Genomic DNA, 14,657 nt, shown 5'->3' with positions numbered 1-14,657 from the left:
TCCACAACGCTCGCAGGCAAGGTGGGCTTCCCGGCGTCCGGATCGTGGGACGAGGGTTGCTTTGTACGGCGAGACCGTGATTACGCCTGCGGCGTCGGGTTCGGCCAGGCGTTGGGCACGCAGACGTGGTGGTCGGCCGCGACCTTGCCCTTGTCGCCGCCGGGGATGTTGTTGAGCATCGCCACGTAGTCGTCGGCCACACCGAACGACTGCTGCATCATCACGGGCGCCGGATCGCCGTTGGCGGGGCAGCCCACGTGGTTGTTGCCGAGCGCGTGGCCCACCTCGTGGTTGATGGCGTACTGCCGGTAGCCGGTCATGTCGGCGCCGTAGGCCTTCGCGCCGCGCACCCAGCGGGCGAGGTTGATGAGCACGCGGCCCATGCTGCGGCGGTAGCAGGAGGCTTCGAACTTGATCTGGAACCCGCACGCGTCGGCGCGGTGCGTCGTGTTCGGCGTGGTGAGACTCACGCGGAAGCTCGGGTCGGGGTAGCTCGCGTCCACGCGCTGCAGCCGGATCTTGCCGTTCCACGTCCAGCTACGCGGGTCGGACAGGATGCCCTGCACGGCCGTGGCGAAGCTGTCGTCGCCGGCGTAGCTCGACGGGTCGATACCGTCTTCGACCTCGACGGTGTAGGTGTACAGCTTGCCGCTCTTGCCGACCGTGGGGCCCGAGCCCGGCACGACGTGCCAGGTGCCCTTGCCGCTCTCGGTGTAGTTGCCGCCCGTGGGCAGCTCGGCCGTCGGCACGTTCACGTCCGCCGGTTTGGCGGGGTTCTCGGGGATGGCCTGGCCGCCGTCGATCGCGCCGGCCGCCGCGTCGCCCACCGCCGACTCGCCGGTGCCCGCGGTGGTGGTCGACCCGGGCTCGGCCGGGCTCGTGGCCGTGTTCACCACGACGAGCGCGGTGATGACGACCAGGATCGGCAACGCGTACACGCGCCAGCCGTAGGTCTTCACGAACCCGCCGACACCGCGCTTCTTCGCGGCCGGCCTGCGGGCGGCGGGCTTCTCCTCGTCGCCCTTCGGCTGCCACGACGCCTTCAGCGGCTCCGCGCTGGTGCGCCGGGAGCCGGGGCGGTAGCGGTCTTCGCCGACGCGCTGGGCGGGCGGCTTCGACGGCCGGAACTGGCCGACGCGCGGCGAGCCCGTGTCCGTGAGGGGTGAGTTGCGAGAGCTCCTCGAGCTGGTCGACGAACTGCTCGACGAATTCTTTGCCGAGGCCGACGTCGCACGCCTGGCTGAACCGGCGTACGAGGCTCGCCGGTCGTCTCCTCGTGCGTCCTTGGGCCGGTCCACCGCCCCAGGGTGCCATATCCGAACCGTGATGCTCTCGGCGACCGGCTGATGACCGAGAGATGATCTGTCACCCGTTCGGACTACCAGGTGCCCTTCTCGGCGGCCTCCCACAGCCCCAGGACGGCCCGCGCTACGACATTCGGGCGTTCCATCTGAGCCACGTGCCCGGTTCGGGGAAGGACCAGCAGCCGGGCGTGTCGGAGCAGCCGGGCGGTGCGCGGGGCGCGTCGCACGGAGATCACCCGGTCGTGAAGACCCCAGACGACGAGTGTGGGGATGCTCACCCGCGCCGCCACGGACCACAGCGACGCGTCGCCGACCGCGGTCCACCGCCGGAAGATGCCGAACGTGCTGCGCGCCATGGCGGGCGCGGCCCAGGCCAGCGCGGCGCGGGCGCCGTGTTCCTCGGTCAGCTCGTCGAGCCGCTGCTCGGGGAACTTCGCCAGGTCGTAGAAGCACAGCTTGATGACCTGGGCCGCGCGTTCGCGGGCCGTCGCCGAAGCCAGCCGGCGGCGCACGCGCGCGCCGATCACCGGCAGGTACGCCAGCGCCATCATCGGGTCCGACAGCCGCCGCGGGTCCGGGCGGCGGTCGGGCATCGCCGGCGAGATCAGCGTGAGCGTGCAGACCAGCTCGGGGCGCGCGGCGGCCACGAGCAGCACGATCGCGCCGCCCATGGAGTTGCCGACCAGGTGCACCGGCCCCGCGTCGAGGCCCTCGATGTAGCGCGCGACGACCTCGGCGTGCTCGTCGAGGCTGAAATCGAAGCCAGGGGCCGGCTCGGAAAAGCCGAAGCCCGGCAGGTCGATCGCGCGGCCGCTCGCGGTGGGTGCGAGCAGCGCGGCGAGGTCGGTCCAATTGCTGGACGACCCGCCGAGCCCGTGGACGTAGACGGCGACGGTACCGTCGGGTCCGGGGGTGCGGCGTACGTTCAGGGAAACTCCGCCCACGTCCTCGACGACACCGGGCCACGGCGGCAGCACCGGCTCGAGCGCGGGCAACGGCGCCGTGGACAGCGGCACGTGGGTCACGGCCGGGCGCACCGCCGTCGCGGTCGCCGGGCGCGTCGTGGATGTGGTCACCACCCCAGGATGCCCGACACTTGGCGTTTCAGGCGTACCCGCGAGTAATCTCAAACCCGCTTCACGCGGTGGTGCTACTGCCCGGCGAAGCCGTGGACGGGAGGAAGAATGACGGAAATGGCGCGACTGCAGCAACGAGGCGTCCGGCTGCCCAGGACCGAACGCCGCGCCCAGCTGCTGACGGCCGCGCAACGCGTCTTCGCCGAAAACGGCTACCACGCCGCGGCCATGGACGAGATCGCCGAGGAGGCGGGCGTCAGCAAGCCCGTGCTGTACCAGCACTTCCCCGGCAAGCTCGACCTCTACATCGCGCTGCTCGAAAGCCACGTCGACGACCTGGTGAGCCGCGTGAAGGGGGCGCTCGACTCGACGAGCGACAACCGCCAGCGCGTGCCGGCCACGGTCGGCGCCTTCTTCGACTTCGTGAGTGAAGACGCCGGCGCGTTCCGGATGGTCTTCGAAAGCGACCTGCGCGGCGAGCCGGCCGTGCAGGAGGCGGTGGACCGCGCGACTTCGGCCAGCGTCGAGGCCATCACCGAGACCATCACCGCGGACGCCGGGCTCGACGACCACAAGGCCCGGCTGCTGGCCGTCGGCCTCGTGGGCATGTCGCAGGTCTCGGCGCGCTACTGGCTGCAGCACAACCAGGCGATGTCGCAGGAGGAAGCCGTGGCGCTCACGGCCAACCTCGCGTGGCGCGGCATCGGCGGTGGCTTCCCGCTCAAGGACGGCTGACGCGCTTGACCCCGCTCGTGGTGGCCGTCCCCGGCACGCTCTGCAGCCCGGCGGTCTTCGGTCCGCTCGCGCGGGCGTGGCCGGGCGTGGTGCACGCCGTGGACTGGATGACGGCGCCCGGGCCGTGGCGGATCGACGACGTGGCCTCGCGGATCGCGGCCCGGATCGACCGGCCGGTGCTGCTCGTGGGGCATTCGACGGGTGGCTGCATCGCGTTGCGGCTGGCAGCTGATCACCCTGAGCTGGTGGCCGGGCTGCTGCTCGCGAACACCGGCGCACACATGCGGGGCCACGGTGACGTCGACGGGATCCTGACGACGATTTCGCAGGCCTGGGGGCCGGAGCTGCACGCGGCGGTGCTGGACCGGTCGTTCGCTTCACCGTTGCCGGTGGAGCTGCGGAACGACCTGCTCGCCTACGCCGCGCGCGTGCCGCAGGAGGCCGCGCTGGAGGTGCTGACGAGCCAGCGCGATCTCGATCTGACGCCGGAGCTCGCGTCGATCCGGTGTCCGGTCGAGGTGTTGCACGGCGTCCGCGACCGGGCCCGGTCCGTGGCGGACGCGCGGTACCTGGTCGAACACCTGCCCGCGGCGGAACTGACCACAGTGGACACTGGACACACGCCGGTGTTCGAGGATGTGCCCGCGACCGTTGCCGCGTTGAAGTCTCTTATGGGGCAAGGGTCCTAGCGGCGTTCAGCAGGGTCTTGACGCGCGTGGCGACTTCGGCCGCGCGTTCCTGCGGCAGCATGTGCCCGGCGCCCGGGTAGCGGACGAACTCGGCGTCGGGCAGCTCGTCGGCGATCACCTTCGCGTGCGGCAGCGGGCACAGCCGGTCCTTCTCCCCCGCCAGCACCACCGCCGGCACGGTCCGCAGCGCGCGCAACGCCACGCGGCAGTCGTGCACGGAGATCGCGTCCTGGAATTCCCCCAATGACGCTGGATGCGCGCACAGCAGCTGGTCGACGACGCTGTCCACGTCGCCGCGCTTCGGCTTGTCGCCGAACACCAGGAACCGCGCGCCGGACCGCACCATCGCCGGGCTCAGCGGCAGCCGGTCGCCCTTGCGGTGGGCCAGCGCCTTGGCCAGCCGGCGCTCGAACCGCGCCGATATCGACCCGGCCGGCCCCGGCAGCCCGAGCGTGATGCGGTCCATCTGGCCCGACGACGTGGCCACGAACGCCACGCCGGCGACGCGCGCCTTCACCAGGTCCGGATGACGTTCGGCGAGCGCCATGATCGTCATGCCGCCCATGGAATGGCCGGCGAGCACGAGCGGGCCGTTCGGGACGCGTTCGGCGATCAGCTCGGCGAGGTCGTCCGCGAGTCGTGGGATCGTCGCCGCCCCCCGTCGAGCCGACGACGATCCCCCGTGGCCACGCAGGTCGTAGCGCACCACCCGCGTGGCCGGTCCGAGGTGCCCGACGACGCCGTCCCACGTGCGGTGGTCCTGCGTCCAGCCGTGCACCAGCACGAGCGTGACCGGCGCGTCGGCGGGACCGGAGGTTTCTACGTGCAGCGCGGCCCCGTCACCGGTCACGAACCGGTGCTCCCGCGAAGGGTTGCGGAGCCGTTCGAGGGTGGTCACTTGCCCTCCGGCAGCAGGAAGGACTTCTTCCAGAAGTAGCGCCCCGGCAAGCCGACCAGGCCCGACTCCTGCAGGAACGGCATGATCTTCTCCCCGGCCCACGCGATCGTCCCGCGCCAGTGCGGGTTGTTCAGCGCCGCTTCGACGCCGTCGCGCGGGCGGATGCCGACGGCCTTGTAGACGTTGGGGTTGATGAACGCGCGCGTGACGAAGTACGAGATCAACGCGATGATGAACTGCTGGTAGGCGATCTCGTGCTTGCCCAGCTTCGCCATCCCGCGCGTGACCTCTTCGCGCGCGAAGGTCACGTGGCGCGCTTCTTCGAGCACGTGGATGCGGTTGACCATGCGCACCAGCGGCTGCACGTCCTCGTTCACCATCTGCTCGCGCTGCAGGCGGTCGAGCACCTCTTCGGCCACGAGGATGGCGCCGTAGCGGGCGGGGCCGTAGGAGATCGTGGGCATCAGCTTCGCGAACTGGCGCAGCGCCGGCACCGGGCCGTAGGCGGGGCAGCCGATGCGCGCGGCCATGCGGGCGAACATCGTGGAGTGGCGGCACTCGTCGGCGATCTCGGTGAGGGCGAACTGCGCGTGGGAACTCGTGGGGTCCTCGTCGTAGACCTCCTTGAGCAGCATCTGCATCAGGAGGATCTCGAACCACAGGCCGGTGGTGGCGACGCTCGCGACCTCGTGCTTGCCGAGCTCGATGCGCTGCTCGGGGGTGAGGGTGTCCCACAGTTTCGTGCCGTAGAGCGACGAGCGCTCGGGGAGGATGTAGTTCTTGCCGTCGACGAGCGGTGCGTCCCAGTCGATGTCGACGTCGGGGTCGTAGAACTTGTTCGCCGAAGACTTCAGCAGCCGGTCGGCGGTCTTCTCCCGGTCGGTCTCCTTGAGCGTCCGCGTCATCGCTCGCCCTCTCTCTTGTAGCTGTAACTTGAGGTAACAGTTACCTCTGGTAGCATGACCCGGGTGATCGAACGTGTCAAGCGCGCCAGCAAGCAGTCCGGCAAGCACCCGGCTCCGGGGGAGGCCGCGACCGGCGACGCCCGGCGGGACCGGTGGCGCAAGCACCGCATCGCGCGACGGGCGGAGTTCGTGGAGGCCGCGCTGCGAGCGCTCGACAGCCACGGTCCGGACCTCGGAATGGAGGACGTCGCAGCCGAGGCCGGCGTCACGAAGCCCGTGCTGTACCGGCATTTCGAGGACAAGGCCGACCTGTACGTGGCCCTCGGGCAGCGCGGCACGGAGATCTTGTTCGAGCGCCTGATCCCGGCGATCAACGCGGAGCTCGCGCCCGTGCCACGCATCCGCATGGCGCTGGACGCGTTCTTCTCCGTGATCGAGGAGCACCCGAACCTCTACCGCCTCCTGGCCCGCGGCGGCCTGCAGGAGAAAACGGTGACCGACGCCGACGTCGTCGCGGAGGACAAGGAGGTCATCGCCACCGCCCTGACCGCCCTGCTCGGCGACTACATGCGCATGTTCTCCATGGACTCCGGCGCGGCCGAACCGTGGGCGCACGGCATCGTCGGCATGGTCCAGAGCACGGGCGAATGGTGGCTCGACCGCCGCTCCATGAGCCGCGACTCCGTGGTCGAATACCTCACGCAGATCATCTGGGCGGCCATCGACGGACTCACCCGCCAGCACGGCGTGGTGATCGACCCGAACCTGCCGCTGGAGGAGAACAAGGTCGTCCAGCTCGGCCGCAAAACCGAGTCCCCCGCGGACAGCGACGCGGGCTGAGCCGCTTTCTCTCGGTTTCTCTCGTTGGGAGGCTTTTTATGAGCGACGAAGACGGTTACGCCGGCACTGCGACCCTTGTTGTCGACGGCGTGGAAATGGCTGTGCAGATCGACCTGCGCGGCTATTTCCAGCCGATCGACGGGTATTACCACTGGTACGGACGGGTTTCCACCTCCCCCGAGCTCTCCGCTGCGGTGGGCGGCCGGAAGACGGCTTGCACGGTGGTGGTGGGTGATCGTTCGGCTGCCGGCGAGCTTTCGGACCCGGACCCGTGGGGCCGCTACCGGATCATGGGGACGTCCACTCCGCCGTTCTCGGTGCCGACGAGCCTGGAAGAAGTGGAAGCGGCGACCGCCTAGGTCCAGCTGGCAACCGCCGGACCTTCAGAGCACGACCGCCCAGGCCCGACCAAGGGCAAGAAAAAGCCGCCCCAGGCCAAAGCCCAGGGCGGCTTTCCGGTAAAGCCTCAAGAACCGCCAGAACCGGCGAGACCTCAGTCGCCGACGCCGAAGCCGACCTTGCGGACGTCCGAGGGGGCGATCTCGACGTACGCGATGCGGTCGGACGGGACGATGTACTTGCGGCCCTTCTCGTCGTTGAGGCGGAAGAGCCCGTCACCGGCCGTCAGGGCCTCGGCGACCAGCTTCTCCACCTCGTCGGCGGTCTGGCCACTGGACACCACCAGCTCGCGCGGCGTGTCCTTGATGCCGATCTTGACCTCCACGTGGGACCTCCGCTGGAAATTCGTTGTCGTTACGCCTGGCAAGGCTAGCCCAACCGCAGCGCTGCGGTGTCGCGCCACCGCGTGGTGAACCGGCACTTCAGCCCAGACCGAGCGCCTGCATGCGCTTCGTGTGCCCCTGCTGCAACCGCCGGAACAACCCGGCGATTCCCGACAGGTCGCCGGAGCCGGAGACGATGAGTTCGGCCAGGCCATCGCGTTCGGCGACCACGTACTGGGCCTGTGTGAGAGCCTCGCCCAGCAGCCGCCGACCCCACAGCGCGAGCTTGTCGCGCGCCTTCGGGTCGGCCTTGATGCCGGCGGCGACTTCGCGCTCGGCGAACGCGGAATGCCCCGTGTCGGCGAGGACGGTGAGCACCAGGTCCTTCGTCTCCGGGTCGAGCCAGCTGGCGATCTCGCGATACAAGTCCGCCGCGAGGCCGTCGCCGACGTAGGCCTTGACCAGCGATTCCAGCCACGACTTGGGCCGCGTCGAGGCGTGCCAGGCGTCGACCTGGGCCACGAAGGGGCGCATGGCGTCGTCGACGGACACGCCGTGGGCGGCGAGGTGGGCCGAAAGCATGTCGAAGTGACCGATCTCGGCCGCGGCCATGGAGGCGAGCGCGGCGCGGCCGGCGAGCGTCGGCGCGGTGCGGGCGTCCTCGGCCATCCGGTCGAACGCGGACAGCTCGAGATAGGCGATCACGCCGAGCAGGTCGACGACGCCTTCGCTGATCTCTTTCGGGTCGGTCACGGCGACGAGGGTATCGCCGAACCCGTGGTCGACGCCGTGAAGAGACCGATCCCACGCCGCGCCGTCGCGCCCGGTACTGTTGAAAAACTCCTGACCAGGTACACTGCGGAAAGATAAACAAGGCTTCCGCACGTCTCATGGCTGCGGGAAACAGGCGGGCGACCGGCGCCACCAGGGCTGCCGGGGTTCGCCGAAATTTGTGCGTGCACGCCTCCAGCGGCATTCCCGGGAGGGCGGCTGCGGCGCCGAGCGTAACTCTCCGGTGCCCGTCAGACCCCCGGTCGAGTGTCGAGTGACAACCGGCCTGTGCGCGCTGGTCACGAGAGAGGCGATCACCCTGACCGCAGAACAGTCCACAACCGAAGAAACCACCACCCCCGCGGTCGCGCTGGAACACAGCGAGTCCGGCCCGGCCGCGCTCGACACCTCACACCCGCTGCAAGCGGGCGTCGAGGTCGAGCCCGAGGCGCCCACGTTCGCTTCGTTCGGCGTGAAGCCGGAGATCGTGAAGGCGCTGAGCGAGGCCGGCATCGAGCGTACGTTCGCCATCCAGGCGCTCACGCTCCCGCTGGCCATGGCGGGCGACGACCTCATCGGCCAGGCCCGCACCGGCATGGGCAAGACGCTGGGCTTCGGCGTCCCGCTGCTGCACCGCGTGCAGGTCCCCGGCGACGGCACCCCGCAGGTGCTCGTCGTGGTCCCGACCCGCGAGCTGTGCATCCAGGTCGCCAACGACCTCAAGGGCGCCGGCAAGCACCTCGGCATCCGCACGCTGGCCATCTACGGCGGCCGTCCGTACGAGCCGCAGATCGAGGCCCTGCGCAAGGGCGTCGACGTCGTGATCGGCACCCCGGGCCGCCTGCTCGACCTGGCCGAGCAGCAGCACCTGGTGCTGGGCAAGGTCCGCGGGCTCGTGCTCGACGAGGCCGACGAGATGCTCGACCTGGGCTTCCTGCCCGACATCGAGCGCATCCTGCGCATGGTGCCGGACGAGCGGCAGACGATGCTGTTCTCCGCCACGATGCCGGGCCCGATCATCACGCTGGCGCGCACGTTCCTGCGCCAGCCCACGCACATCCGCGCCGAAGAGAACGACGCGAGCGCGATCCACGAGCGCACCACCCAGCTCGTCTACCGGGCGCACTCGATGGACAAGCCCGAGGTCATCGCGCGCATCCTGCAGGCCGAGGGCCGCGGGCTCACCATGATCTTCAGCCGCACCAAGCGCACCGCGCAGAAGGTGGCCGACGACCTGGTGGAGCGCGGGTTCGCCGCGGCCGCCGTCCACGGCGACCTGGGCCAGGGCGCCCGCGAGCAGGCGCTGCGCGCGTTCCGCTCGGGCAAGGTCGACGTGCTGGTGGCCACCGACGTCGCCGCGCGCGGCATCGACATCGACGACGTCACCCACGTCATCAACTACCAGTGCCCCGAGGACGAGAAGACCTACGTCCACCGCATCGGCCGCACCGGCCGCGCGGGGCGCACGGGTGTCGCGGTCACGCTCGTCGACTGGGACGAGATCCCCCGCTGGAAGCTGATCTCCGACACGCTGGGTCTGGACAAGCCGGAGCCGGTGGAGACGTACTCGTCGTCGCCGCACCTGTTCAGCGACCTCGGCATCCCGGAGGGCACCACCGGCCGGCTCCCGCTCGCGAAGCGGACCCGCGCCGGGCTGGCCGCCGAGGAGGAAGAGGACCTGGGCGGCAAGCGCCGCGGCCGTGGTGGCCGGGGCGCCGGTGCCGGCTCGGAAGACGCGCCGCGCAAGCGCACGCGGGCGCCGCGCAAGCGCACCCGTGGTGGCGCGAAGGCCGCTGAGGCGGTCGAGAAGGCGGACGCCGCTGCTGCTTCGTCCTCCGAGGCCGCTGCGACGGGCTCGGCCTCGGGTGAGGAGCGCACGCGCTCGCGTCGCCGTACCCGCAGCGGCGGCGGTGGTGAGTCGACCGGTCCCGCCGGTGCGGCCACCGCGTCGGCCTCGGTCTCGGGAGAAACCGGAGAAACGGGTGAGCGTCCGGCACGTCGGCGCCGTCGTCGCCGCCCCTCCGCGACGTCTGATACACCTGCGTCGGCAGACTGAGGGGAACAGCGGAGCCGACGGCGGGAGTCAGGTACGTGAGCGACCACGAGGACGGCGCACCGGACCAGTCTGAACCGGACGTTCCGGCTTTTGTCCCGCCTTCGGACTCCGGGGTGGTTTCGCACCGCCCGCTCGGCACCGAAGATGTTCTGCCCCCGTCGCAGGGCTTTCCGAGCCCGGTGACGGGGCCTCCCGTCCGCGTGCGGCGTTCGCCGTGGAACCGCGGGCGGGATCGGGTGATCGCGGCGTTGATCGCCGTGGTCGTGGTGGTCGTGGCGCTGGTTGTCGCATTGAACAGCGACAACCTGCACACCAGCCGCGCGCTCGCTTCGACGCCGCCGACCTTGCCGCCGGCGCCCGCGGCCGTGCCGGGTTCGATGGCTCAGCTGTGGCGGGCGCCCAGCTCGGCCACGCCCGTGCCGATCGGCGAGGGCGACACCGTGACCACCGCCGACGGCGGCGAGGTCGCGGGCCGCGACCCGCTCACCGGCAAGATCCGCTGGCACTACACGCGCGAGAACCTGCAACTGTGCACTGTGGACACTGCGTGGGGCCGCGTGAACGCGGTGTACCACAAGGCAATGGGCTGCAGCGAGGTCACGCAGCTCGACCCCACCACGGGCCAGATCACGGCCCAGCGCAACGGTGACGCGGAGCTCGGCACCCAGCTCGTCAGCGACGGCAGCCACGTGACCACCACCGGCAAGCACCTGCTCGACACCTGGCGCGACGACCTCGTGAAGAGCATGGAGTACGGCCAGGTCCCGTTCCTGGTCAACCCGAACAAGCAGCCGCGCACGGGCTGCACGTACGGCACGGTCGCCGCGGCCGCCGACAAGGTCGGCGTGATCGAGCGTTGCCCCGGCGACCCCCACGACCGCCTCACCGTCTACAAGGCGACGGCCGAACACGAGGACGAGCCGCAGGTCGTCTTCAGCTCCGTCCTGGCCGGCTCGCGCGCCCGCGTGATCGCCATGTCGGGCGACTTCACGGCCGTGCTGCTGCCCGACCAGAAGCTGCTGGTCATCTACGGCCCGGACGGCAACGAGCGCTCCGCCTACCCCATGGACCTCCCTGCGAGTGATCTCGCGGGCGACCCCGCGGGCGGCGTCGAACAGACCACCCGCACCGACAGCGGCGTGTACTGGTTCACGGGCACCAAAACCGTCGCCCTGTCCCGCGACGACCTCACCCCGCGCTGGACCCTCGACAGCACCCGCGGCCCCGGCATCACCTTCGCGCGCCAGCTCGTCGTGCCCATCAACGGCGGCCTGGCCGTGCTCAACGAATCCAACGGCTCCACCATCCGCACGGTCGGCGTCGACCGCGGCGGCTACAACGGCGTCGTCCGGCTCACGGCTTTGGGCCCGGTGCTGCTTGAGCAGCGCGGCCCTGTGGTTGCCGCACTGCGCTAGCGATCGTGACGATCTCGCGGCTCTGCTCGGTCAGGGGGCCGCGCTCCCAGTCGCCGAACCGCTCCTCGACGGCGAATCCGGCTGCCGCGACGAACGCGTCCAGCTCTTCGGGGCCGAGGAACCTCAGCGCCGCGCGGTCGACGCGCAGCACGGCGCCTTCGGGGTCGGCCGACGTCTCGGTGAACGTGACGACGTCGCCGACGACGGACTCGACCTCGTGCCACAGGCGGAGCGGGCGCGGCCGCGAGACCGTGACCTGGTTCGCGGGAGTCCAGTCCTCCCAGGCCTTTGCCTGCGGATGGCGCGTCTCGAACGCGAATTCCCCGCCGGGCCGTAGTGCGCGGCCGATGGCGCTGAGGGAGCAGCGCAGGTCTTCGTCGGTGGTCAGGCACTGGAACGCGTGGCCGGTCATCGTGACGAGGTCGAACTCGGCCTCCGACCTGAGTGCGGCGGCCGTTCCTTCCCACCACTCGACGTCCGTGCGCCGCCTCGCGCGGGCGAGCGCCGCACGATCGGGGTCGAGGCCGACCAGTCGACCTCGGTGGCCACGTTCGCGGGCGTGGTGCAACATGCCGCCGGTGCCGCAGCCGACGTCGAGGACGTCCTGCGCGCTCTCGACGAGGCCGTCGTAGAAGCGGTCCGCGGGGAAGTCGCCCCAGGTGTTGAGGACGTCGTACAGCTCGGCGGCTTCGTCGTCGGAGAGCGCCCGGGGCGTCAGGCCCACCAGAACACCGTGAGCGCCACGAAAGCGACCACCAGCACGCCGAGGCCCGCCAGGCCGGCCGCGCGGCCGTAGCGCCGGTCCGCGACCCGCTGCAGCACCAACGCGGCCACCGCGGCGACGGGGTGGCCCACCAGCAACAGCACGCTCGGTCCCGGCGCCCCGGTGGCGAGGCAGACCGCGCCGACGCCCAGCACGCCCACCGCCAGCACGGCCAGCCCCGCGGCGATCGACCCGGTGAAACCGCGCCACCAACGCCCACGCGGCTTTCCCGTACTGACGGCCTCGATCCGCTGCGGCGGCGCGACAGGCACGTACTCAGCCGCCGCCTCGCCGGTCTGGGCCGCGGAGGCGGGGACGTACTCAGCTGCGGCCTCGCCGGTCTGGGCCGCGGAGGCAGGGGCGTCCTCAGCTACCTCGCCACGCTCCGAGGCGGCGGCAGCTCCGGAATCGGTTCGGGGCATCTCGTTGGCGGGCGGCGGGGCGTCCACGGGTTGTGGCAAGACGCTGCTGCCCTGCGAGGCGTCGGTCGTGGTCTGCGCCGGGGCGGCAGAAGCGCGCTCAGCCGGTGCGACGGCCTCGGCCGAAGGCGCCGTCGCGTTGTCCGACACGTCGGCGCCGCCCGCCGCAGGAGCGGCCACGTCCGCCGCGGCCAAGGGGGCGGCGGTCAGTTCCTCGGTGTCGGGTGAGGCCACGGTGGGGGTCCGTCCAATCATCGACTCGGAGGGAGGGTGGTCAGGGCGCCAGGAGGTCCCAGGGCTGGGACGCGGGGCCCGCCTGCTGGCCTTCCGCGCAGCTCGGGCGGAAGTCGCACCAGGAGCAGCGGCGGTCGGGGCGGGCGGGGAAGAGGGCGTCGCCGTCGGCGCCTGCGTCGAGGGTATCGGTGGCCAACCGCAAGTCGCCCGCGGTTTCTTCGGCGCGTTGGAGGTGGCGGTTCAGCGACTCGGGCGTGTGTTCGGCCGCGGCGATCGTGCCGGTGGGCAGGTGGTGGAGCTCGACTTTGGTGCAGGGCAAGCGAAGCGTGCGCGACGAAGCCACCGCGTACATGGCCAACGCCTGCGAAGCGCGGGCCTCGTACTCGTCGGGAGCGCGGCGACCGGTCTTGTAGTCCACGATCACCAGCTCGCCGCCGCGCTGGTCGATGCGGTCGGCGCGGCCCTCGATGATCATCGTGGGCCGTCCGCCAGTGGTGCTCACCGGCGCGGACACCCAGCGCTCGAGGCCGATCGGATCCTCGGTGACGTCGTGGTCCTCCACGTACTCCCCGACCCAGCCCTTGGCCCGCGCCCGGTAACGCGCGGCCTGCTCGGCGTCCTCGAACCCCGCGTCTTTCCAGTACTCGCCGACCAGCGCCATCGCGCGCTGCGCCGTGCGCTTGGCGACGGGCAGGTCGAACAACGCCCGCAACGCGTTGTGCACCACCGCACCCAGCGTGCTGTGCGCCCACGGGCCGGTGCGTTGCGGCGTGGGGCGCTCCAGGTAGCTCAGGCGGTAGCGGCGCGGGCAGTCCTCGAACGTGCTCAACCGCGCCGGCGACACCTTCGTGAGCCGCTGCGGCTGCTCGACGCCGAAATCGAACCCCAGCTGTTCCTTCACTCGACCCCCGTTCGGTTCCGGCGCCCACGCTACGCACCACCACCGACACTTTCCGGCGCGGGGGCGGCCTCTCAACCGAACGCCGCCGCATTGCGCTCACACCACGCGGCGAACGTCCGCGGCTCACGCCCCAGCAGCCGCGAAACCGTGTCGGTGCGCGAACCTTCGACGTCGGCGCGCATCAGCGCGGCGGTCTCCAGCAAGGCCTCGGCGAGTGCCGGCGGCGCCCCCGCCGGGAAGCGCGACCGCACGATCTCGTCGGGCGAGCTCGGCTCCCGCACCTCGATCTCCCGCCCCAACACGGCGGACAGGATCGCCACCTGGTCCGCGACCGTCAGCAGTTCGCCTCCGTCCAGCACGTACTCCGCGCCCTCGTGCCCGTCCGACGTCAGCACCAACGCCGCGACGGCCGCGATGTCGGCGGTGTCGATCGGCGCCTGCCGGCCGGGTCCGAGGGCGTCCAGCACGTACCCGGCCCGCACGGATTCTCGCCACTCCAACGCATTCAGCATGAAACCGCCCGGCCGCAGGATCGTGAACGGGATTCCCGACGCCCGCACGAGCTCCTCGCGCTCGTGGTGCCAGCGGCCCATCATCGGCATCGGGTCGCCGAGCACGTTGCTGGACGACAGGTGCACGACGTGACGCACGCCGGCTTCGCGTGCCGCCACAACGGCGTTGGCCACGCCGGTGGTGCCCAGCCCCGGTGTCAGCAGGAAAAACCGCTCCACCCCCGCGAACGCCGCCGGCAGCGTCGACGGCTCCTCCACATCGCCGACAACGACCTGCGCGGGCAGGTCCGCCGCGCGGGCGGGATCGCGGGTCAGCACGCGGACGTCCGCACCCACGTCCGCCAGCTCGCGGACGAGATCACGGCCGATGTTCCCGGTGGCTCCGATGACCAGTAGCATGAACTCCCCAGATCGTTT

At 71.1% G+C, this 14,657-nt stretch carries 16 protein-coding genes; 6 read left to right on the top strand and 10 right to left on the bottom strand.

Translation table 11 applies throughout. From position 1 onward, the window contains the following. Positions 1-80: 80 nt before the first annotated feature. Both ACFY1H_RS14555 and ACFY1H_RS14550 read right to left on the bottom strand, forming a co-directional pair. Entirely contained in the window at positions 81-1,298 is a 1,218-nt protein-coding gene (locus ACFY1H_RS14555; RefSeq protein WP_366575164.1) for a DUF3152 domain-containing protein, read from the bottom strand. An 80-nt stretch (positions 1,299-1,378) separates the two neighbouring features. Continuing rightward, positions 1,379-2,383: an alpha/beta fold hydrolase gene (locus ACFY1H_RS14550; protein ID WP_386946756.1), complete on the bottom strand. Its 1,005-nt coding sequence runs from the start codon at positions 2,381-2,383 to the stop codon at positions 1,379-1,381. 105 nt (positions 2,384-2,488) lie between these two features. On the opposite strand from ACFY1H_RS14550, the gene ACFY1H_RS14545 reads away from it, so the two are divergent. Both ACFY1H_RS14545 and ACFY1H_RS14540 read left to right on the top strand, forming a co-directional pair. Next, positions 2,489-3,115: a TetR/AcrR family transcriptional regulator gene (locus ACFY1H_RS14545; RefSeq protein ID WP_364059285.1), complete on the top strand. Its 627-nt coding sequence runs from the start codon at positions 2,489-2,491 to the stop codon at positions 3,113-3,115. Between the two features lie 5 nt (positions 3,116-3,120). Continuing rightward, a complete protein-coding gene (locus ACFY1H_RS14540; RefSeq protein ID WP_366575166.1) occupies positions 3,121-3,804 on the top strand; it encodes an alpha/beta hydrolase in 684 nt (227 codons plus the stop codon). On the opposite strand, the gene ACFY1H_RS14535 is transcribed toward ACFY1H_RS14540, so the two are convergent. Further along, a complete protein-coding gene (locus tag ACFY1H_RS14535) occupies positions 3,785-4,702 on the bottom strand; it encodes an alpha/beta hydrolase (protein WP_366575168.1) in 918 nt (305 codons plus the stop codon). The two genes, ACFY1H_RS14540 and ACFY1H_RS14535, sit on opposite strands and share 20 nt — an antisense overlap. Then, positions 4,699-5,607: a diiron oxygenase gene (locus tag ACFY1H_RS14530; protein ID WP_386946754.1), complete on the bottom strand. Its 909-nt coding sequence runs from the start codon at positions 5,605-5,607 to the stop codon at positions 4,699-4,701. Before ACFY1H_RS14530 ends, ACFY1H_RS14535 begins: the two co-directional genes overlap by 4 nt. A gap of 54 nt (positions 5,608-5,661) precedes the next feature. On the opposite strand from ACFY1H_RS14530, the gene ACFY1H_RS14525 reads away from it, so the two are divergent. Then, entirely contained in the window at positions 5,662-6,447 is a 786-nt protein-coding gene (locus ACFY1H_RS14525) for a TetR/AcrR family transcriptional regulator (protein ID WP_366575171.1), read from the top strand. A gap of 38 nt (positions 6,448-6,485) precedes the next feature. Beyond that, positions 6,486-6,806 (top strand): DUF4873 domain-containing protein, encoded by a 321-nt coding sequence (locus tag ACFY1H_RS14520; protein WP_366575173.1) that lies wholly within the window; start codon positions 6,486-6,488, stop codon positions 6,804-6,806. A 134-nt stretch (positions 6,807-6,940) separates the two neighbouring features. Here the strand turns inward: ACFY1H_RS14520 and ACFY1H_RS14515 are convergent, their stop codons facing one another. Both ACFY1H_RS14515 and ACFY1H_RS14510 read right to left on the bottom strand, forming a co-directional pair. Beyond that, on the bottom strand, positions 6,941-7,171 hold the full coding sequence (locus tag ACFY1H_RS14515; protein ID WP_220246448.1) for a DUF3107 domain-containing protein: 231 nt from the start codon (positions 7,169-7,171) through the stop codon (positions 6,941-6,943). A gap of 97 nt (positions 7,172-7,268) precedes the next feature. Continuing rightward, entirely contained in the window at positions 7,269-7,922 is a 654-nt protein-coding gene (locus tag ACFY1H_RS14510; protein WP_366575175.1) for a ferritin-like fold-containing protein, read from the bottom strand. Between the two features lie 292 nt (positions 7,923-8,214). Here ACFY1H_RS14510 and ACFY1H_RS14505 point away from each other — a divergent pair, with 292 nt between their 5' ends. Beyond that, positions 8,215-9,996 (top strand): DEAD/DEAH box helicase, encoded by a 1,782-nt coding sequence (locus ACFY1H_RS14505; protein ID WP_386946750.1) that lies wholly within the window; start codon positions 8,215-8,217, stop codon positions 9,994-9,996. A gap of 35 nt (positions 9,997-10,031) precedes the next feature. After that, on the top strand, positions 10,032-11,411 hold the full coding sequence (locus ACFY1H_RS14500) for a hypothetical protein (RefSeq protein ID WP_386946748.1): 1,380 nt from the start codon (positions 10,032-10,034) through the stop codon (positions 11,409-11,411). Here ACFY1H_RS14500 and ACFY1H_RS14495 read toward each other — a convergent pair. The 4 genes from ACFY1H_RS14495 to ACFY1H_RS14480 all read right to left on the bottom strand — a co-directional run bounded on the left by ACFY1H_RS14495 (position 11,350) and on the right by ACFY1H_RS14480 (position 14,639). Next, entirely contained in the window at positions 11,350-12,135 is a 786-nt protein-coding gene (locus tag ACFY1H_RS14495) for a class I SAM-dependent methyltransferase (protein WP_386946746.1), read from the bottom strand. The genes ACFY1H_RS14500 and ACFY1H_RS14495 overlap by 62 nt on opposite strands. Next, the gene (locus tag ACFY1H_RS14490) at positions 12,126-12,827 is read right to left on the bottom strand and encodes a hypothetical protein (protein WP_386946744.1); all 702 of its coding nucleotides are present in this window, start codon (positions 12,825-12,827) and stop codon (positions 12,126-12,128) included. Before ACFY1H_RS14490 ends, ACFY1H_RS14495 begins: the two co-directional genes overlap by 10 nt. Positions 12,828-12,867: 40 nt before the next feature. Next, a complete protein-coding gene (locus ACFY1H_RS14485) occupies positions 12,868-13,728 on the bottom strand; it encodes a RecB family exonuclease (RefSeq protein WP_386946742.1) in 861 nt (286 codons plus the stop codon). A 71-nt stretch (positions 13,729-13,799) separates the two neighbouring features. After that, the gene (locus ACFY1H_RS14480; protein ID WP_386946740.1) at positions 13,800-14,639 is read right to left on the bottom strand and encodes an NAD(P)H-binding protein; all 840 of its coding nucleotides are present in this window, start codon (positions 14,637-14,639) and stop codon (positions 13,800-13,802) included. Between the last annotated feature and the right edge of the window lie 18 nt (positions 14,640-14,657).

Source organism: Amycolatopsis sp. NPDC001319 (assembly GCF_042896185.1).
In the GTDB taxonomy this organism is placed as follows: Bacteria; Actinomycetota; Actinomycetes; order Mycobacteriales; family Pseudonocardiaceae; genus Amycolatopsis.
Note: the sequence above shows the minus strand (reverse complement) of the source record. Positions and strands in the feature narration are given on the sequence as shown.

Bases quoted from the DNA above. Each gene is read 5' to 3' on its own strand.
- ACFY1H_RS14525 (WP_366575171.1), top strand. From the start codon at position 5,662: ATGACCCGGGTGATCGAACGTGTCAAGCGCGCCAGCAAGCAGTCCGGC.
- ACFY1H_RS14480 (WP_386946740.1), bottom strand. From the start codon at position 14,639: ATGCTACTGGTCATCGGAGCCACCGGGAACATCGGCCGTGATCTCGTC.
- ACFY1H_RS14545 (WP_364059285.1), top strand. From the start codon at position 2,489: ATGACGGAAATGGCGCGACTGCAGCAACGAGGCGTCCGGCTGCCCAGG.
- ACFY1H_RS14530 (WP_386946754.1), bottom strand. From the start codon at position 5,607: ATGACGCGGACGCTCAAGGAGACCGACCGGGAGAAGACCGCCGACCGG.
- ACFY1H_RS14520 (WP_366575173.1), top strand. From the start codon at position 6,486: ATGAGCGACGAAGACGGTTACGCCGGCACTGCGACCCTTGTTGTCGAC.